This window comes from Piscibacillus salipiscarius JCM 13188 (genome assembly GCF_001311865.1).
Classification (GTDB): domain Bacteria; phylum Bacillota; class Bacilli; order Bacillales; family Alkalibacillaceae; genus Piscibacillus; species Piscibacillus salipiscarius.
Window position 1 is genome coordinate 1 of sequence record NZ_BBCD01000017.1, and the last position, 18,999, is coordinate 18,999.

The following is an 18,999-nucleotide window of genomic DNA, read 5'->3' on the forward strand; positions in this document are numbered from 1 at the left end:
GAATATTAGGGATTGATCTCTCCTCTAATATTCGTCTTCTTCTAGATTAATACATATTTTGTCCCAGCCTCGTTTATTAATTATAAGTTAATTTTTCTACAGTTTCACGATCTAGTTTCTTAATTACATGAACTAATAAATCAACTGTATTTTCAAAATCATCACGATGAAGCATAGCTGCATGTGAGTGAATGTAACGAGTAGGAACTGTAACTGATAATGACGGAACACCATCGCCAGTTAAATGAATTTTACCTGAGTCTGTTCCACCACCAGGCATAGACTCATACTGGAATGGAATGTTATGTTCTTCCGCCGTATCAATAACTAGGTCACGTACGCCTTTGTGTGACACCATAGAAGCGTCATAAAGAACAATTTGTGGTCCTTTACCAAGCTCGCTTGCTGCATCTTTGTCATCCACGCCAGGCATGTCACCTGCGATTCCAACATCGACTCCAAAACCAATGTCCGGTTGAACAGCATGTGCTGAAGTCCCAGCACCACGTAGGCCAATTTCTTCCTGAACAGTTCCAACACCATAAACAACGTTTGGATGAGACTCATTCTTCAAACGTTTTAGAACTTCAATCGCAATCGCGCAACCAATACGGTTGTCCCATGCTTTTGCAAGAAGAACCTTTTCATTTTTCATTGGTGTAAATTCAAAGTAAGGAACAATCGAGTCACCAGGGCGAACACCGAACTCCTCAGCTTCCTCTTTGTCTTTTGCACCAATATCGATAAACATATCTTTTATCTCAACTGGCTTTTTCGTGCTTCAGCTGATAAGATATGTGGAGGCTTAGAACCAATAACACCTGTCACATCGTCACCATTACGTGTCATAATTGTCACACGCTGGGCTAACATGACTTGGTTCCACCAACCACCAACAGGCTGGAAGAAAACGAATCCATTTTTATCAATTCTAGTTACCATAAAACCAACTTCATCTAAGTGGCCAGCAACCATAACTTTTGGTCCATTTTCTTCTCCAGTTTTCTTTGCGATTAAGCTCCCCAAATGATCCTGAGTCACTTCATCCGCATGTGGAGTTATGTACTTCTTCATGACATCACGCGGTTCCTTCTCATTCCCAGGAATCCCTTTGGCATCCGTTAGATCTTTCAGCATCGTTAGAGTTTCATCTAATTTAGCCATATTCTACCTCCTATAAAATTCGATTTAAAAATACACCTTCTCCATTATAAAAGGTTTTTCAAACATTTCACAAAACTAAATAGCCAGATTGTTGTCGTTCGTGGTTCACTTTATTTTTATCCAAATAGGCATGCAATATATCGTCTTCAGTGAAATTTAACTTTAATCCCACATCTAAATATGTACTCATTAATTTTTGGTAATGCATATTAGTGGGATTCTGTTTAAATCGGTTTATTTTTCCATATAACATATGAAAAAGTTCTGTTAGTGAAGACTCGCTATTCTCCCGCAGCTGTCCATTATAATTATACCCATAATCAATCCCTATGGATAATAAAAATGAATCCCCGTCGACGAATTCTTCGAGAATCACGCTCTGTTCACTCGGTCCTTTTTGAGACCAATACTTAAAGCAGCGTGTTTCGTTTGCTAACTCGCCTACTTCAACAATTAATGCAAGTAATTTATCATCAAATACTTCTTCTCTTGTTAAAGAGTTTCGCATTAAAATATCATCATCTAATTCTTTTTGAAGCTTATAAAGGCTGTCCCATTTCATTAAAAAACCTCCTTTAAAAAACAGTATAACACGTGCATTAGCACATGTAGACTATTTTTGGAGGTCTGGTGAGAAGAAATCTTCCCATTTCAATACGATTTCTTTTTTTCTTAATAAATAAAAGACCAAAAGAATCATTGCCATTAAGATGAATATATGTTGTAAATGTAAGGATTGAAACCACTGGCCAAAAGATGTATACATAACGGCTAATGGTACATTTGAAAGGATCGATAGTTTCGCATACTCTTTAAAGTTTCGCGTCATTTCGATTAGTATAATGGATACGAGATGAAAATGAATGAAAGGTGTGACTCTAAGTAACAATACTTGTGGTAATGAGAGCTGATGGTGTCTTCCAAACATCTTTTCTCTAAGCCTATGAAAACGGTCAAACAGTTTAGGCATTAGCTTAATAAAGAAATAAAAGATTATGCTTGATAAAGTGACACCGATTAATGAATACAAGGCCCCATAGGTTAAACCAAACAGTAACCCTCCAGTAATACAAATAAATGCGACCGGAATAAATAAGAAAGGACGTACGATATGAAAAAAGATAAATAGCATCGGTGCTACATAAGGCGCTGACTCCATCGTCCCCTGTGCCCAAGCTAGAGCATTTTCCATAGCCATACCTCCTTCATTATATAACTTTATGACATAAGACGAGCTTTTATGACAAGTAAAACACAATCCCTAGTAATAATAGACTTAAGATCGGTAAGCCGAACTTAAACGCTTATGCTTAGTTTTATGTCTAAAACAGCCATTCCTAACCACATACCTGGCGCCCCACCTAATAACGCAATGATCCATAAAGTGTTTTCAGGAATTCTCCATTTTGCTTTCTTGCTTTACCCTTATCGATTCCCATAATGATAAAACCAACGGAACTCATAACCAGGACTACTATATACCATAATTTCATTTGACGATTCTCCTATTTAAATATAATAAAACCCTGAAAGGACTTATTCCTCTCAGGGTTAATCATTATTACTTAAGAGCTGATTTAGCTTGATCGACTAATTCAGTGAATGCTTTTTCATCGTTAACAGCTAAGTCTGCTAGCATTTTACGGTTAACTTCAACACCAGCAAGCTTTAATCCATGCATTAAACGGCTGTAAGAAATGTCGTTCATACGAGCTGCAGCATTAATACGTGCAATCCATAATTTACGGAAGTCACGTTTTTTCTGACGACGGTCACGGTAAGCATACTGACCTGACTTCATCACTTGCTGTTTTGCTGTTTTAAATAACGTTCTTTTAGAACCGTAATAACCTTTAGCTAATTTCAATACACGTTTACGTCTTCTACGTGTAACTGTTCCACCTTTAACACGTGGCATTGTAATCCCTCCTAGATCTTTCCGTTAATAAGTCTTATTTGTAAGGTAATAATTTGCTTAGACGACCTTCGTCTGCTTTAGAAACCATTGCGCTTTTTCTTAGTTTACGCTTCTGTTTAGTTGACTTATTTGCAAATAAGTGACTAGTGAAAGCGTGAGAACGTTTTAAATTTCCCAGTTCCTGTTTTCTTAAAACGCTTTTGTGAACCTTTATGCGATTTCATTTTTGGCATGGTAATGTCCTCCTTCTATAGTACCTTTACTTCTCTGCTTTTGGCGCAAGCATCATAAACATATTACGGCCTTCCATTTTAGGCTTCGTTTCTAGTGTAGCAAGTTCACTGCACTGGTCAGCGAAACGATCTAGCACTTCACGACCTAATTCTTTGTGCGTAATAGCACGACCGCGGAAACGAACGCTTACTTTAACTTTATCGCCTTTTTTAAGGAATTTATGAGCATTACGTAGTTTCGTATTGAAGTCATGTTCTTCGATAGCCGGTGTCAATCGTACCTCTTTGATGTTAATGACCTTTTGATTTTTACGTTGCTCTTTTTCCTTCTTCTGCTGTTCGAAGCGATATTTACCGTAGTCCATAATACGACATACTGGTGGTTTAGCGTTTGGTGCTACCAACACTAAATCGAGATTAACACGATCAGCAATCTCTAATGCTTCTTGACGAGATTTAATTCCTAATTGTTCGCCATTCGCGTCAATGAGACGTACCTCTTTGGCACGGATTCCCTCATTAACATTCATATCTCTGCTAATAGTGAGCCACCTCCACAAATTGTAAGAAAAACGAAGAATCATTTTCTTTTTAACTCTTAACAAAGTTACATTGAATAAGGCATTCTCAACAAGTGGTTTTAACCATAAAAAAAAGTGTCGGTACAAGACTGCACCCACACATGATTTCATCAAAAACATACTAAGTCCGTATGTGTCAGAAATATGATGACCTGCCAACAACTTATTGCGTCGATCAGGTGAGAAGCGGGTGCTTCTACTTGTCTATCAATGACCTTATTTAATTCACTTTTAAAAGTATATAATGACAAAGCAAATATGTCAAGAATTAATCTAATAAATTCAAGCAACTGTGCTAGTAAAAGCACAGCTGCTTGGTATTATAACTTATGATGGTTAATTTCATCAACTATTTGTTGAACAAATTCATCTAATCCAATAGTATCGCTATCTTTCTCACCATATTTACGGACGTTTACAGCTTGATCATTCATTTCTTTATCACCTAAAACTAATGAGTACGGCACTTTTTGTGTTTGTGATTCACGAATTTTATACCCTAATTTTTCATCGCGAGTATCTAACTCCACTCGAATACCTTCACGGCGCAGACGATCTTCCACTTTTTAGCATAATCCATGTGGACATCTAGTGAGACTGGAATAATTTTTGCTTGAACTGGTGCAAGCCAAGTTGGAAAAGCCCCTTTATACTCTTCAATTAAGAAGGCAACGAAGCGTTCCATTGTCGAAACAACTCCGCGGTGAATAACGACTGGGCGATGTTCTTTACCGTCTTCGCCAATGTAAGTTAAATCAAAACGTTCGGGTAGATGGAAATCTAGCTGAACAGTAGATAATGTCTCATCCTTACCTAAAGCTGTCTTAACTTGTACGTCTAATTTTGGACCGTAGAAAGCAGCTTCCCCTGTTGCTTCAACAAATTCTACTTCCATTTCTTCCATTGTCTCTTTTAAAAGTGCCTCAGCTTTATTCCACATCTCATCGTTATCAACATACTTCTCTGTATCCTCAGGGTCACGATAAGATAGACGGAAGTAGTAATCATTAATGCCAAAGTCTTTATAAACATTTTGAATTAACTCTACCACTCGAATGAATTCTTCTTTTAACTGATCAGGACGAGCAAATATATGCGCGTCATTTAATGTCATACCACGTACACGTTGTAACCCAGCAAGAGCTCCTGACATTTCGTGACGGTGCATGGTACCAAGTTCAGCGATACGAACTGGTAAATTACGATAACTATGAAGTTCATTCTTATATACCATCATATGGTGAGGACAGTTCATCGGACGAAGAACTAAATCTTCGTTATCCATTTCCATTGTTGGGAACATGTCGTCTTGATAATGATCCCAGTGTCCACTAGTTTTATATAGATCAACGCTACCTAAAACAGGTGTGTACACGTGATCGTAACCAAGTCTAGTTTCTAAATCGACAATGTATCTTTCTATAGTACGGCGAATAGTCGCTCCTTTTGGTAACCATAATGGCAAGCCTTGACCCACTTTTTGTGAAACCGTAAAAATATCTAATTCTTTACCAAGTTTACGGTGATCACGTTCTTTGGCTTCTTCTAATAATCGTAAATGCTCCTCTAATTGACTCTTCTTCTCGAACGCAGTTCCATAAATACGCTGAAGCATCTTATTATCACTATCTCCGCGCCAATAAGCACCTGAGATATTTAATAATTTAAAGACTTTAATTTTACCAGTGTGTGGTACGTGTACACCGCGGCATAAGTCAAAAAACTCACCTTGCTCATAAATAGAAATTGGCTGACCTTCTGGAATATCATCAATTAACTCAAGCTTTAAATCGTCACCAACATCTTTATAACGCTGTTTAGCCTCATCTCTGGATACTTCAACGCGGCGAATTTCAAGAGCTTCATCTACAATTTTTTTTCATTTCTTTTTCAATCTTCGGAAGGTCTTCTGGAGTGATCGTCTCTTCCATATCAAGGTCATAGTAGAACCCACCTTCAATAACAGGGCCGACACCTAATTTAACGTTTGGATATAGACGTTTGATCGCCTGAGCCATTAGGTGTGCAGTTGAGTGTCTTAACACTTCAAGACCCTCATCATCACGATGAGTAATAATTTGGATCTCACCATCATCTTGAAGTGGAGTACGTAAATCAACCATTTCATCATTATATTTACCAGCTAATGCTTGCTTCTTTAATCCAGAACTGATTGAAGCCGCAATATCTTCAGTTGTTGTCCCTTTAGAAAACTCCTTAACATTACCATCTGGGAACTTAACTTGAATCATCTCAGACATGTGATACACTCCTTTGTGATTTATTAAAATTTGAGTCGCTTTCGGCAGACGATTTCCTGGGGCACGGCGCAGGCTTCTCTGAACTCATTTCCATTCGTTCAGAGTGATTCTGCTCGTGCTATTCCCCTAGGAGTCACCGCCTACGCTCATCAAACTCAATTTTTAGATAAACAAAAAACACTCATCCCTAATAAAAGGGACGAGTGTTATACCCGTGGTTCCACCCTGATTCTGCTTTAATAAAACAGCTCTCTCAGACATCGTTAACGCCGATGATACGTCAATCGCTAATCCTAAAAGACTTCACGACTAATGCTCTGAGGTGGTAAACAAATAGTCATACTAGAAAGCTCTCAGCCTCGCTTCCTTCTCTGTAAAGCTGTTTCCACTTGTTCATGTCCTCTTCAACGCACGTTCATAATATTATATGTACGTTATTATAACCATCTGAGAGATAGAAATCAAGTTATTCTAAAATTTTGTACGGAAACTGCTCCACTGGAAACAATTTAATGCGCTCTTGGAAGATATTCATCATCCAATATAACGTATGCATGTGATCATTAGAAGCATAGACGTCAATTTGCTGAGGCGCAATAGATAGTAAGGTTGAGATTAATTTGTTGGATCATATTCTTCTACTGATGTCGTACCTGAAACTTTTCGAAAATGGGCTAGCACTTCTTCTCGAATAGGTTGTCCATGTGAATCAAAAAATCGAATGCGATCCTTAATGTTCACAATCACTTTCGGGAGCTTAGGCTTTTTTTAAACACATAATGCCTAATATCATTCATTTTTCTTGAAAATTTAGTTCAAACTGCCATTCTTCAATTCCATAGCCGACTATTTCTAACCATGCATCTTCGTTTTGAAATAAGGTTAAATATAAATGTTCCATATCGACGACGCCTCGTGTTTCGTGAGTATATAAGTAATAAATCAATCTTTCATATAATGAAAAAGATAAATCCGTGTGTAACTCTTTAGATATAGAACTCACTGATAACACGAATGGTACAATTTGTTCAATTTCATCGTCATGATAATAATAAGCATTCTTAAGTAAATAGTTAGAAACTCTCGGCACATAATAGTTCACAACGAATGGAAATATCAAATCAACTAAGCTTGTCTGTTTGATCTGGCTGTAACCGGAAAGACGTACTTCGCTCCCTTTAATAAGTACATCTCCGTTAAATGTCGATGCCAATACAAATAAATAAAATTGATTAGCATCCTTCTCATCTTGAAACAGAAATAACGTCTCTTTCATGTTTCATCCCTCTTTCCACATCATTCACAGTAGTACAGTTTATGAAAGAGAAATGTAAAACATGAAAATTAGGACAAACTTTATGAAATTTTAAGAAAAAAAGAAGGCTGAACGTTTGTTCAAGCCTTTAGCTGCGGTAATTATCTCCGACCATTTCAAATGGTTTGCTTACCTGTTTAATACGCTCCATAATTCGTGCTGCTTTTAACTGCTCATGATCACCTTTACCTGATTTAGATAAAATTGATTCAAGTTCATCTGGTGCATAGTTTGAAGTGAAAAATACAGGTAACCTTTCCATCATACGGTACTGCAAAATCGCTCCTAATACTTCATCTCTAAACCAAGCAGATGAAAATTCTGCGCCAATGTCATCTAAAATTAAAACCGATGCATTTTTAAAACGATCAATTTTATCATTTATGGATGAATCACTAATAGAAGCTTTCATTTCTCGAACTAACTCCGGCATATAAATAAAATACGTATCAATTTTTAACTCAGCCAGAGCATTCGCAAGTGCCGCAAGCATATAAGTTTTTCCGACTCCAAATTTTCCGTATAAATACAAACCTTTACTCGGCAACTCATTTTGGGTTTGATCAAAAAATGCTTTAATTTGAGCAAACACATCTATTCTTGCTTCTTCATCAAGATAAATTTTATCAAACGTTGCCTCATGTATTTCCCTTGGCATGTGAAGACTTTGGACGAACTTTTGTTTTTCAACGTTTTCTAAATGTTTCTCCTGTCTTGGACACTCGTGATATCTTAACTTAATGCGATTATTTTCTAAGCTGATTTCTGGAACATAACCTTGTACCACATTACGGCACCCTTCAAGAGATGGACATTTCTCACATGCTTTTGATTGAACATCATATTCATATAATTTAATTAGTTGTTTATTAATCTGTTCTTCTGTCAGCTCTGGATGTTTTTTTAAGAAAGCCTGGACATCTTTGGATGATAAGACGTCTTTTCGCATCTGTTGCATCGATTGTTGGAAGCTTTCTTTTCCTTGCATCCAGCGATTTAATGCAGTTTGTATGGATTCCATGGATTTCACCCTTAATGCTTCGTTTTAGAATAATTCTTTATAAATGCTTCTAACTCTTCACGTTTTTTTTCTTCACATCACCTTGAGGCTCAGTTTGAGTTTTAGTCTCTTGAGTTTGCTTTTTCTGTTCACGCTCATCTTGAAACCATTTGGGGAGTACTTCTTTAGTTCGTTGTCTTTTTTTTCTGAGTCTGGTTTTTCTTCTGTTTCCATGTTTCATAAATGGTATGTTCACGTTTTCGCAATTTGCATAGCTTGCTTAGCACTCGTAATTCCTTCACGACTCCAGTGCGCCGCAATCGTTTCAATGTAATTTTTAGACAACTTATTCTGATTTCGTTTCAAAACATAGTCAACTAACACATTCATAACTGGTTGAGGCAAGCCGTGCTCCTCCATAATCGACGTTAGCATATCAATCTCTTTCATAGATGCTCGTCCAGAGGCTGAAAGATCTTCTAATAGTTCACGATGAGAAATGGAATTAAAATGTTCGATTAGCTGTTCTTCTTTAGACTTAGGTTGCTCAGATTGGTTTGATTTTTTCTTAGGTTCTGGCTCTAGTTCTTTTTGTTCTTTTGAATAAAGCCTAGGCGGGATACTGCCATGTTTCTTATAAAAAATATCTTTACACATATCCTGAAACTCTTTACGATCAAACTCTTGCTGTTCATTCACGGCCCATATTAAAGCTTTCTCTAATTCCAAATAGTCAACATCGTAAATCTTAATCATTTTCTCAATATATTCAATATTTGGTTGTGTCAGAATGAGCTGGGCTTTGATTTGTTGCTGAGTTAACATTTTATGAAGCCACTCAAGTGGTAACTTTGTTTTAATAGCCTGAGTTTCTGGCTCTTCGATAACCTGCTTTTCCTTAATTAATTCCGGATGAACCGTAGTAAAGACATCATCAAATGAATGGGTAGCGTTTTTGAACATTTGAAGGCAGATTGACTTCATTAAGTAGTCTCTTTTTCAATCGTTGAAACGAATCTCGCCCAATATGATGCTCTAGCAATACAGATAACATTGGATCATTTAAAAAACCTTTAGCTGAATAAGGGCATTGCAGGATGTAATAAAGTGTGCGAAAACTACCTTCCTCTTTATAAGACTGTAACAATCCAATGGCTTCTAACTTCTTTCTCGCCTCATAAAAGTCATCTAATGTCATATTTAATGTATTCATCATTTGATGGTGGGAAATAGAAGTTTGTGGTTGTTGGTAGTGTGATTCCTTCCAAAGTGCTTGAAATACAGCTACACCTTTTATAGAAATAAGGGGTTGGTATAAAAGAGTTAGCACTGTTTCAGCATCTTCAAAGAAAGGTTCTTTTTGGAAAATTTTCATTCGGTCATTAGGCAAAAGATGCCGAATCCGTTCATTCATATTTTGACACCCCGTACTCCCTTTACTTTTTATTTTTATTAATCATTTCATTCAATTCACTCATAAAACATTAATATCTTTAAACTGCCTATAGACAGAAGCAAAGCGTACATATGCAACTTCATCAACTTCGGCTAACCTGTCCATAATTAATTCACCAATTTGGTCACTTAAGATCTCAGAATTTCCTTGGTTGCGTAGATCTTTTTCTACATCAAAAGCGATTCGTTCAATTTCTTCTATTGAAACAGGCCGCTTTTCACACGCTTTGATTAAACCTCGTTTTAGTTTCTCACGATTAAATTCTTCTCTGTGCCTTCTTTTTTTACGACTATTAACGGAATTTCTTCCACACGTTCAAACGTCGTAAAACGATATTGACACGACTCGCATTCTCTTCTTCGTCTGATTGAACGTCCTTCATCGATCGGTCTTGAATCTAATACTCTTGTGTTTTTCGCATCACAGTTCGGGCAACGCATATTTTTTCCTCCATAAAACGTACCATAGTCTATACCTTTTATAAGTATAACAAACTTCATCATGTTTTGAGAATTATTAATGAGGTATATGCAGCGATAAGAGGATTAAATAGAGCAGAAAAATATATAAGAAGATATTCGACACCACTCTAGAAATTCCTTCAAAAAAATATGTTTTTATAAATTAGATAACGGCAATTCCTTAAAAAACAAATATAGCCAACCAGGTTTCAACTCCTGGTTGGCTAATCAAGTTTACATAGTCATTTGTCCGTTTTTAATATGTTGAGAAACATATTTAGCTAGGTCAACGATTCGGCAAGAATAACCCCACTCATTGTCATACCAAGCTAATACTTTAACTTTACGAGAACCCATAACCATAGTAGATAGTCCATCTACAATTGAAGAATATGGTGATGTTGTATAATCGACTGAAACTAATGGCTCATCATTAATTGATACAATACCTGCCATGTCATCTTCCATAGCTTGATAGAAAGCCTGGTTAACCTCTTCAGCTGTCACATCCTTTTTAACATCGACAACTAAATCAACTAATGACACATTAGGTGTTGGCACGCGTAAAGCCATTCCATGTAAGCGTCCTTTTAGCTCAGGTAAAACTTCATTAATAGCTTTCGCTGCTCCTGTTGATGTTGGGATAATCGACTGTGTTAATCCTCTAGCACGACGCAAGTCTTTATGTGGGTTATCTAAGTTTTTCTGATCGTTTGTAAATGAATGGACAGTCGTCATTAGACCTTCTTCAATTCCAAACTTATCATTTAATACTTTAACAACAGGTGCTAAGCAGTTTGTCGTACAAGACGCATTTGAAATCACTTCGTCAGTTTCAGGGTTAAAATCATTTTCGTTGACTCCCATTACAATCGTACGGTCCACTTCTTTACCTGGCGCTGAAATAATAACGCGCTTTGCACCAGCTGTGATGTGTTGTGATGCAGTTTCTTTTGTTTTAAATTTACCAGTTGCTTCAATAACGATATCAATATTTAAATCAGCCCATGGAAGTTCTAATGGGTTACGGTTAGAAACCTTTAGAACGCTCTTTCCATCTACAATAATTTCATTATCTTTAAACGTAACCTCACCATCAAACGTCCATGAACAGAATCATATTTAATCAAGTGAGCTAAAGTTTCTGTTGGGTAACTTGCATTAATTGCTACAACTTCAAGTGTTTCATCTTTGATCGCCTTACGAAACACCATGCGACCAATTCGGCCAAATCCATTAATTGCAATACGTGTTGTCATTTATAATAACCTCCCAAACTATATATGTTACACTTAACAATATTTTTACGACAATAGTATAACACATTTATTATATTATAGGGGAGAATTATTAAAAAATGTTACTATTTTTATAGATTTTATTTTCAATTCCCCATTCACGAAGAATATCTTTAAGTTGTTCCCTGCTATGATCAACTGAATCAGTGTTATCAATAATAGCATCTGCACGATCTTTCTTCTCTGTAATAGAGATTTGAGACTGTATTCGGCTCAGCGCCTCTTCTTTACCTGATTCATCACGTTCCATCAGTCTTTCCAGTTGAACTTCTGGTTCTACATAAACGACTAAAACTTTATCGACATAATCAAATAACTTACTTTCAAACAATAAAGGGATGTCCAGCACAACGGCAGGCTCGCCATTAGCTACGTGACTTTCTCTTTGCCTAATCATTTCTTTGCGAATCTCAGGGTGAATAAAACTATTTAATCGTTTTCGTTCTTCTTCATCATTAAATACAATCTCACCTAGTTTTTTTCGATTAAGCATTCCATTCTCGTATAACACTTTTTCTCCAAAGTGTTCCACTATTTTTTCATATGCTGGTTCACCAGGTTTCACAACATTTCGTGCAATTTGATCTGCGTCCACTACTGGAATTTCCCATTCCTTAAACATCTTTGAAACAGTTGATTTTCCTGTTGCAATACTTCCAGTTAATCCTATAATAACTGACATTAAAATCACCTACTTCGTTATATTCCAAATCCCTAGCATTATAAATATTAATCCAGGTAAGAATGACAGTTGCTGCATCCAATGATATTTAGTTAGAATTCGACCAGTAATCGTTCCTAATCCTAAAAACATTGAACTAAACCCAATTAAGACAGCTGTTATGAAATAAGGTAAGATCGTGAATGCAGCGCCTACCCCGCTACTAAATGAATCTAACGATAAAGCTAATGCAACAAACAAAGATTCTTTACCTGAAATTGTTCCAGAATGATCTAAGTCTGCCACTTGAGGGTCCTTCAAAATCATCCAAATCGTTTTAAAATTAAATCGAATTGATTCATCGTGGTAGTACTTCCGAAATTTTTTCTTTCTGCTCATCAACCCACTGCCAGAGCACATAACAACCTATTAAAAGAAATATGATTCCGCCAAGATATTCAGAAACTTTAGGGATTAAAATCCCCAATATATCACCCAATAAATAACCTGTTAGAAAACTAACAGACGTCACTAATCCAATAATTAAATAAGTGGTTTTCTTTACTGTAATCGATTTCAAACGATAAGTAAATCCAAAAAGTAACTGTCAAAACTAACTGCTAAGCTTAATAATAATACAGCTGCTATTAGATGATCCAAAATAAAGGCTCCTTCCATAAGAACTCAACTTATCTTATGAAAGAAGCCTAGTACGTGTGTTAGTTTGGAGCTGGTTGACATTGAGGACAAAAATGAGTCCCTCTTCCACCAACTTTTATTTTTTCAATCGTTGTTTGACATGAAGGACATGCTTCCCCTTCTTTTCCATAAACAGAAATTCTAAGTTGAAACAAGCCAACTTCACCTAAACTGTTCAAATAAGAACGGATAGATGAACCCCCATGTTCAACGGCTTCATTTAAGACTTCAATCGTGTAATGCTGTATACGTTTAGCTTCTTCTATAGTAATGGTATTCGCAATTCTTTCAGGATGAATCTGACTTTTAAATAACACTTCATCCACGTAAATATTACCTAATCCTGTCACAATGGCTTGATCCAACAAGGCAGGCTTTATTTTACGAGATGTTTTTCGAAGCCGTTCATATAAATAATCCGTTGTAAAGTCTTCACTAAAAGGTTCGACTCCTAATTTATTAAGCGGAGCTGATGTAAATAAATCCTTAGGTTCTTTTAAGTGCATCGTTCCAAACTTTCGAACATCACGGTACCTTAACTCTTTTCCGTTACTTAATTTAAAGACAATATGCGTATGTGGTTCTATTGGTTCATCTTCATCATACACACCGTATTTCCCTTCCATTCTAAGATGTGACACTAAGCGGTCGTCTGTTAAATGAAAGATTAAGAATTTCCCCAATCGATTTATGTCGGTAAAATGTTGACCTAGTAAACGATGTTTAAACGCTACTGAATCTTCAGGCTCTTTAATAATTCCTGGGTAATAAATAAGGACATCAACAATTTCTTTCCCTTGGATAATAGGCTTTAGCGTCCTTCTTACGGTTTCAACCTCTGGTAATTCTGGCATCGTTAATCCTTCTTTCTACTTCGCATCATACCAAGTGTTGCCATAATCAGCTTCCACTAATAAAGGAACATTTAATTCTACAGTTTGTTCCATAGCATTTTTCACTAGTTTATTTAGCTGATCAATATCACCTTTAGCAACTTCAAAAATTAATTCGTCATGCACTTGTAGTAATAACTGAGCGTTTACGTCCGAATCATTTAATTGGTCCATAACGTCAATCATCGCTTTTTTAATAATGTCTGCTGCACTACCTTGAATTGGCGTATTCATTGCAGTTCGTTCGGCAAAACTTCTTTTATTAAAGTTACGACTCGAGATATCAGGTAAATATCGACGACGTTTCATGATCGTCTCAACATAACCATCATGTTTCGCCTGCTTAACAACATCATCCATATATTGTTTAACACCTGGATAACTTTCTAAATACTTCTCAATAAATTGTCCAGCTTCTTTGCGGCTAATGCCTAAACTTTGACTTAATCCGTAATCGCTAATTCCGTATACAATACCGAAGTTAACAGCTTTTGCATGGCGCCTCATTAATGAATCAACTTCATCTTCTTTAACATTAAAAACATCCATAGCTGTTTGAGTATGAATATCTTTGCCTTCTTTAAAAGCAGAAGTTAATTTTTCATCATTTGCAATATGAGCTAGAACACGAAGTTCAATTTGTGAATAGTCAGCTGCCATAATGACATAATCGTCTTTTGACGGTACGAATGCTTGTCTAATCTTACGCCCCTCTTCAAGTCTAATTGGGATGTTTTGTAAGTTCGGATCTGTAGAGCTTAAACGCCCCGTTTGGGTTAGAACTTGATTAAAGCGTGTATGAATTTTATGTGTGTCATCATGAACGACTTTTAATAGGCCTTCTATATAAGTTGACTGTAACTTACCGAGCTGGCGATAATGTAAAATCTTATCTACAATTTCATGCTCATGTTGAAGCTTTTCTAGAACATCTGCAGAAGTTGAATAGCCTGTTTTAGTTTTCTTAATAACAGGAAGTTCTAATTCTTCAAATAAAATCTTTCCTAATTGTTTTGGTGAGTTGATGTTAAATGATTGGCCTGCAAGTTCATAGATTTCTTCTTCAATTTTATCAAGTCTCTTACTTAAGTCTTGCTGCATCTCTTCTAGACGGTCCACATCTACTTGAACGCCTAAATATTCCATGTCAGCTAAAATTAAAGATAATGGCATCTCTAAGTCATAATACAGCTGCTCTTGTTCGTTTTTCTCTACTTCTTCTATTAATTGTGGGTAAAGTTTTTTTAGCTACGACACCTTTTCGAACAATATGCTCAGCTAAGACGTCCTTTTCAGGAACCTTTTGTTTTGCACCTTTTCCGTAAACTTCTTCATCATATGACACATCAACTAGCCCGTAATTTTGTGCAATGGATGGCAAATCATGATTACTATTTGAAGGGTTCACGATATAGGATGCTAAAATTAAATCAAACTGAACCCCGTTTAAATTAATACCTCTCCATTTTAGAGCCACTTTTAATCGTTTCGTATCAGCAACGATTTTGTTATTTTCTTTACTCTCAAGCCATGTTTTAAATTTTTCAGAGTTTAAGGCCACTTCAGTTGGAATGAAGTAATAACCCTGGTCATTAACTAACGAAAAGCCTAAAATATCGCCATTATGATAGTTTTCTTCTAACATTTCCATAATTAAATAGTTCTCATTAGAGCTTATATAATCGGTCTTAAATTCCTCAACATGTTCGTATGTGACACCTTCACGTTCGACTGTTTCTTCTTCTCCACCTATACGACCCATCAAGGATTTAAATCCATATTGTTTGAAAAGCTCAATAACATCTCTTGACTGATACCCTTCATAATCTAAGTCATCAATTTTTATTTCTATTGGTGATTCACGATTAATCGTTACTAATTCTTTAGACATGAAAGCATCATCTTTGTGATTGATCAAGTTTTCCTTTAACTTTTTACCACTTACGTCATCAATGTTGTCATAGATGTTTTCAAGCGTTCCAAATTGATTTAATAACTTAACCGCCGTTTTCTCACCAACACCTGGAACACCTGGGATATTGTCTGATTTATCTCCCATTAAAGCTTTTAAATCAATAATTTGATCAATCGTAACACCCATTTTTTCCTTAATTTCATTTGGTGAATACTCATCAATATCGGTAATTCCTTTACGTGTTACTCCAACTGTCACATGTTCAGAAGCCAATTGCAGCAAATCTTTATCACCTGAATAAATCAGTGTTTTCTTTTGATTTTCTTGAGCTTGTTTAGAGATAGTGCCGATAATATCATCCGCTTCATATTGCGTGAGTTCATAATGTTTTACGCCTAATGCATCTAAAATCTCTCGCATCACTGGAAATTGTTCCGACAACTCTGGAGGTGTTTTTTGACGTCCACCTTTGTATTCTTTATATGTTTTATGTCTGAAAGTTGTTTTCCCTGCATCAAATGCCACTAGAATATGGCTAGGATCTTTATCTTCTAAGATTTTTAATAACATATTCGTAAATCCATAAACAGCATTTGTATGTACACCACTTTCATTACTTAGCAACGGTAAAGCAAAGAATGCTCGGTATAACACACTGTTTCCATCAATCAAAACGATCTCATCTTTAGACAAGTCAAACACCTCTTTAATGATCATCTTTTTGTCCATTATAACAGATTATATTTTTTGAGGGATTAATACAATAATCGTGGTCCCTTCCCCCTCTTCACTTTCAAGTTTAATGATACCTTCGTGAGCTTCAACGATGTGTTTAACAATCGATAGTCCAAGTCCTGTACCGCCAGTCTGCCTACTACGATCTTGATCAACCCGGTAAAATCGTTCAAATATGCGGCCTTGATTCTTCTTAGGAATACCGATTCCATTATCATGGATCTGAAACTTTATGTATCCCTCATCAAGGGTCACGTTCCATTCTATGTGACCTCCACCAGGTGTATATTGAATGGCATTGGAATACAGGTTTAAAATTAACTGATACATACGATTATAATCAGCATATAATGCAATCGATTCATCTACATACAAATCTCTAGTTAAGCCTTTTTCCTTTAATTGATTCTCTACGACTTGATCGACATCATGCATTAACTCAGTGACATAAAAGTGAGATTTATATAGCGTAAAATCATCTTTTTCGATGGTCGATAGTTCTAATAAGTCTTCAATAAGCGCATTTAAGCGCCTTGATTCCTTATTGATAATGTTTAGAAATTTTTTCACGATCTCTTCATCATGTTCATTTCCATCTAATAACGTCTCTACAAAACCTTGTATAGACGTAATCGGTGTGCGAAGCTCATGGGACACGTTAGCTACAAAATCTTTACGGATATTCTCAAGCTGTTTGATTTTCGTAATGTCATGACAAACGACGACAACACCTTTCCAAGAGTCATGTTCATTACGAATTGGTGCTAAATAACTTCAAAATAATTTCCCTGGACGGTTTCAATTGTTAACTGTTTTTTTCTTTCCATGAAAATAACTTCTTGTAGAGCATCGTTTAATTCTTTATGTTCTATCACATCGTAATAAACTTCACCTAAAATCGAAGTGTCTTTATTCGTAAAATTATTAATAAATGGTTCATTTGCAAGTCTTGTTAAGCCTTTTTCATTAATCAGTAAAAGGCCACTCTCCATATTATTAACCACCGTTTTTAAACGATCGTTCTGATTTCGGTATTTTGACGTGATATATTCTAAATTACGAGCTAACGTATTAATCGATTGACTCAATTCAGACACAATGCCATAAGGCGCATCGTGGATTCTCGCTTTATAATTACCCTCAGCTAGTGACTTGGCTGTATCAGAAGCTTTTTATTGGTGTTACGTAATTTTCATAAAGACGATTTCCCAAACCCCAGATAAAAAATCCTACTAATAAAGCTAATATAATGACAACGGACCACAACGTTGTATTTAAATACTCAATGGGGAGCTCTTCTGAAACTACGATGATCCTTACATTCTCATTAATTTGCCTTACCACAGCTAGTCTGGAATCTAATCTGAGTGCTGAATTAAGATTAAGTTGATGATCAATTAACTCGTTTAACGTAATCGTCTCATTCCGATTAAAAGTATGTAAATATTCCTGTGTATTTGTCTGGTAAAGAACAAGTTCAATTGGAAAAGATTCAGAATAATGCTCTAACTGCTGCTGTCTTTCTAAACTCGAGTCAGTGTTGAGATTAAAATCTTCCGCAACAAAATTAGCATCATAATGAAGCTGCTCTTCGTAAGCTTTTGTCACATAATGCTTAGCAACCTGAACGAATAAAACTCCTAGCACTAGAATAAAGACAATACCAATTAACGTATAAATGATTAATGGCTTACGATTACTGATTCCTTTCATGCCTGACCCTCTAACTTATACCCAATCCCTCTTACTGTTTTAATCAACTGGGGCCTCTTAGGTTCATCTTCAAGTTTTTCCCGAAGATGACTGATATGAACGTCTACAATTCTTGTATCTCCAATAAAATCAAAATCCCAAACATCTTGCAGAAGAACTTCACGCTTAACAGGTTTATTGATTCGCTTGGCGAGATATAAAAGAAGCTCAAACTCTTTTTTCGTGAATTCAATTGGCTGGTCTTGCTTAAACACTTCATAAGTCTCCGTGTTGATTTTAATATCACTAAAACGAATGATGTCCTGATTGGCATCAGAATGACTTGTCCTTCTCATCACCGCTCGTATTCTTGCACTTAACTCTTTTGGGCTGAATGGTTTTGTAATGTAATCATCAGCCCCCACGTCAAGACCTGTTATTTTATCATGTTCTTCACTTTTAGCTGTTAGCATAATAATTGGAACACTAAAACCTTGTGAACGAAGCCTCTGACAAACTTCAATACCACTTATATTAGGCAACATTAAATCTAATAAAATTAGATCAAAATTCTCTTTTTCAGCAAGACTTAATGCCGTCTCCCCGTCATGAACAACTGTCGTTTGGTGCCTTTCTTGCATAAGGTTATAGTCAATCAGAGTTGTAATTGATTCTTCATCATCAACAATTAAAATACGATATTCCAAGCTCCCCAAC

At 36.1% G+C, this 18,999-nt stretch carries 16 protein-coding genes, 8 pseudogenes and 2 other annotated features; all 24 genes and pseudogenes read right to left on the bottom strand.

Going from position 1 to position 18,999, the window contains the following annotated elements:
- Positions 1 to 76 precede the first annotated feature (76 nt).
- The 24 genes and pseudogenes from JCM13188_RS11715 to JCM13188_RS11815 all read right to left on the bottom strand — a co-directional run bounded on the left by JCM13188_RS11715 (position 77) and on the right by JCM13188_RS11815 (position 18,989).
- A pseudogene (locus JCM13188_RS11715) lies at positions 77 to 1,164 on the bottom strand (M42 family metallopeptidase).
- Between the two features lie 67 nt (positions 1,165 to 1,231).
- Positions 1,232 to 1,726, bottom strand: coding sequence for a dUTP diphosphatase (locus JCM13188_RS11720; protein ID WP_054754254.1), 495 nt, complete (start codon positions 1,724 to 1,726; stop codon positions 1,232 to 1,234).
- A gap of 51 nt (positions 1,727 to 1,777) precedes the next feature.
- Positions 1,778 to 2,356, bottom strand: coding sequence for a TVP38/TMEM64 family protein (locus tag JCM13188_RS11725; protein ID WP_054754255.1), 579 nt, complete (start codon positions 2,354 to 2,356; stop codon positions 1,778 to 1,780).
- 104 nt (positions 2,357 to 2,460) lie between these two features.
- Positions 2,461 to 2,568: pseudogene (locus JCM13188_RS21055) on the bottom strand (DUF1294 domain-containing protein); the annotation flags it as partial.
- Between the two features lie 157 nt (positions 2,569 to 2,725).
- Positions 2,726 to 3,082 carry a 50S ribosomal protein L20 gene (rplT, locus tag JCM13188_RS11730; protein ID WP_054754256.1) on the bottom strand — a complete coding sequence of 119 codons (357 nt, stop codon included), beginning with the start codon at positions 3,080 to 3,082 and terminating at the stop codon, positions 2,726 to 2,728.
- Between the two features lie 34 nt (positions 3,083 to 3,116).
- Positions 3,117 to 3,315 (bottom strand): annotated as a pseudogene (gene rpmI / locus JCM13188_RS11735) (50S ribosomal protein L35).
- A gap of 26 nt (positions 3,316 to 3,341) precedes the next feature.
- Entirely contained in the window at positions 3,342 to 3,899 is a 558-nt protein-coding gene (infC, locus tag JCM13188_RS11740; protein ID WP_279401785.1) for a translation initiation factor IF-3, read from the bottom strand.
- Positions 3,900 to 3,959: 60 nt separating this feature from the next.
- Positions 3,960 to 4,104: a sequence feature (ribosomal protein L20 leader region), on the bottom strand.
- A 112-nt stretch (positions 4,105 to 4,216) separates the two neighbouring features.
- Positions 4,217 to 6,157, bottom strand: a pseudogene (thrS, locus tag JCM13188_RS11745) (threonine--tRNA ligase).
- Between the two features lie 192 nt (positions 6,158 to 6,349).
- Positions 6,350 to 6,574, bottom strand: a binding site (T-box leader).
- Positions 6,575 to 6,772: 198 nt separating this feature from the next.
- Positions 6,773 to 6,898 carry a hypothetical protein gene (locus JCM13188_RS19165; protein ID WP_279401774.1) on the bottom strand — a complete coding sequence of 42 codons (126 nt, stop codon included), beginning with the start codon at positions 6,896 to 6,898 and terminating at the stop codon, positions 6,773 to 6,775.
- A gap of 52 nt (positions 6,899 to 6,950) precedes the next feature.
- Entirely contained in the window at positions 6,951 to 7,433 is a 483-nt protein-coding gene (locus JCM13188_RS11750) for a hypothetical protein (RefSeq protein ID WP_054754258.1), read from the bottom strand.
- Between the two features lie 127 nt (positions 7,434 to 7,560).
- Complete coding sequence (gene dnaI, locus JCM13188_RS11755; RefSeq protein ID WP_054754261.1) at positions 7,561 to 8,493, bottom strand: primosomal protein DnaI; 933 nt, start codon at positions 8,491 to 8,493, stop codon at positions 7,561 to 7,563.
- A 231-nt stretch (positions 8,494 to 8,724) separates the two neighbouring features.
- Positions 8,725 to 9,456 (bottom strand): DnaD domain protein, encoded by a 732-nt coding sequence (locus JCM13188_RS11760; protein WP_279401775.1) that lies wholly within the window; start codon positions 9,454 to 9,456, stop codon positions 8,725 to 8,727.
- Complete coding sequence (locus tag JCM13188_RS11765) at positions 9,407 to 9,886, bottom strand: replication initiation and membrane attachment family protein (RefSeq protein WP_054754265.1); 480 nt, start codon at positions 9,884 to 9,886, stop codon at positions 9,407 to 9,409. Before JCM13188_RS11765 ends, JCM13188_RS11760 begins: the two co-directional genes overlap by 50 nt.
- Before the next feature lie 22 nt (positions 9,887 to 9,908).
- Positions 9,909 to 10,368: pseudogene (nrdR, locus tag JCM13188_RS11770) on the bottom strand (transcriptional regulator NrdR).
- A 255-nt stretch (positions 10,369 to 10,623) separates the two neighbouring features.
- Positions 10,624 to 11,648 (bottom strand): annotated as a pseudogene (locus JCM13188_RS11775) (glyceraldehyde-3-phosphate dehydrogenase).
- A 91-nt stretch (positions 11,649 to 11,739) separates the two neighbouring features.
- Positions 11,740 to 12,369, bottom strand: coding sequence for a dephospho-CoA kinase (coaE, locus tag JCM13188_RS11780; RefSeq protein WP_054754267.1), 630 nt, complete (start codon positions 12,367 to 12,369; stop codon positions 11,740 to 11,742).
- A gap of 9 nt (positions 12,370 to 12,378) precedes the next feature.
- Positions 12,379 to 12,747: a manganese efflux pump gene (locus JCM13188_RS11785; protein ID WP_279401776.1), complete on the bottom strand. Its 369-nt coding sequence runs from the start codon at positions 12,745 to 12,747 to the stop codon at positions 12,379 to 12,381.
- Positions 12,707 to 12,931: pseudogene (locus tag JCM13188_RS19170) on the bottom strand (manganese efflux pump); the annotation flags it as partial. The pseudogene JCM13188_RS19170 and the gene JCM13188_RS11785, both read right to left, overlap by 41 nt.
- A 136-nt stretch (positions 12,932 to 13,067) precedes the next feature.
- A complete protein-coding gene (gene mutM / locus JCM13188_RS11790) occupies positions 13,068 to 13,901 on the bottom strand; it encodes a DNA-formamidopyrimidine glycosylase (protein WP_054754271.1) in 834 nt (277 codons plus the stop codon).
- A gap of 15 nt (positions 13,902 to 13,916) precedes the next feature.
- Positions 13,917 to 16,572 (bottom strand): annotated as a pseudogene (gene polA / locus JCM13188_RS11795) (DNA polymerase I).
- 21 nt (positions 16,573 to 16,593) lie between these two features.
- Entirely contained in the window at positions 16,594 to 17,349 is a 756-nt protein-coding gene (locus JCM13188_RS11800; protein WP_369404989.1) for a sensor histidine kinase, read from the bottom strand.
- Between the two features lie 5 nt (positions 17,350 to 17,354).
- Positions 17,355 to 17,687, bottom strand: coding sequence for a hypothetical protein (locus JCM13188_RS11805; RefSeq protein WP_279401777.1), 333 nt, complete (start codon positions 17,685 to 17,687; stop codon positions 17,355 to 17,357).
- A 64-nt stretch (positions 17,688 to 17,751) separates the two neighbouring features.
- Positions 17,752 to 18,303: a hypothetical protein gene (locus tag JCM13188_RS11810; RefSeq protein WP_054754278.1), complete on the bottom strand. Its 552-nt coding sequence runs from the start codon at positions 18,301 to 18,303 to the stop codon at positions 17,752 to 17,754.
- Positions 18,300 to 18,989, bottom strand: a complete 690-nt coding sequence (locus tag JCM13188_RS11815) for a response regulator transcription factor (protein ID WP_054754282.1) — start codon at positions 18,987 to 18,989, stop codon at positions 18,300 to 18,302. Before JCM13188_RS11815 ends, JCM13188_RS11810 begins: the two co-directional genes overlap by 4 nt.
- Between the last annotated feature and the right edge of the window lie 10 nt (positions 18,990 to 18,999).

Coding starts and splice junctions, on each gene's coding strand:
- rplT (WP_054754256.1), bottom strand. CDS start 3,082: ATGCCACGTGTTAAAGGTGGAACAGTTACACGTAGAAGACGTAAACGT.
- JCM13188_RS11785 (WP_279401776.1), bottom strand. CDS start 12,747: ATGAGCAGAAAGAAAAAATTTCGGAAGTACTACCACGATGAATCAATT.
- JCM13188_RS11810 (WP_054754278.1), bottom strand. CDS start 18,303: ATGAAAGGAATCAGTAATCGTAAGCCATTAATCATTTATACGTTAATT.
- JCM13188_RS11725 (WP_054754255.1), bottom strand. CDS start 2,356: ATGGAAAATGCTCTAGCTTGGGCACAGGGGACGATGGAGTCAGCGCCT.
- JCM13188_RS11765 (WP_054754265.1), bottom strand. CDS start 9,886: ATGAATGAACGGATTCGGCATCTTTTGCCTAATGACCGAATGAAAATT.
- JCM13188_RS11750 (WP_054754258.1), bottom strand. CDS start 7,433: ATGAAAGAGACGTTATTTCTGTTTCAAGATGAGAAGGATGCTAATCAA.
- infC (WP_279401785.1), bottom strand. CDS start 3,899: ATGATTCTTCGTTTTTCTTACAATTTGTGGAGGTGGCTCACTATTAGC.
- JCM13188_RS11760 (WP_279401775.1), bottom strand. CDS start 9,456: ATGAAGTCAATCTGCCTTCAAATGTTCAAAAACGCTACCCATTCATTT.
- mutM (WP_054754271.1), bottom strand. CDS start 13,901: ATGCCAGAATTACCAGAGGTTGAAACCGTAAGAAGGACGCTAAAGCCT.
- JCM13188_RS11720 (WP_054754254.1), bottom strand. CDS start 1,726: ATGAAATGGGACAGCCTTTATAAGCTTCAAAAAGAATTAGATGATGAT.
- coaE (WP_054754267.1), bottom strand. CDS start 12,369: ATGTCAGTTATTATAGGATTAACTGGAAGTATTGCAACAGGAAAATCA.
- dnaI (WP_054754261.1), bottom strand. CDS start 8,493: ATGGAATCCATACAAACTGCATTAAATCGCTGGATGCAAGGAAAAGAA.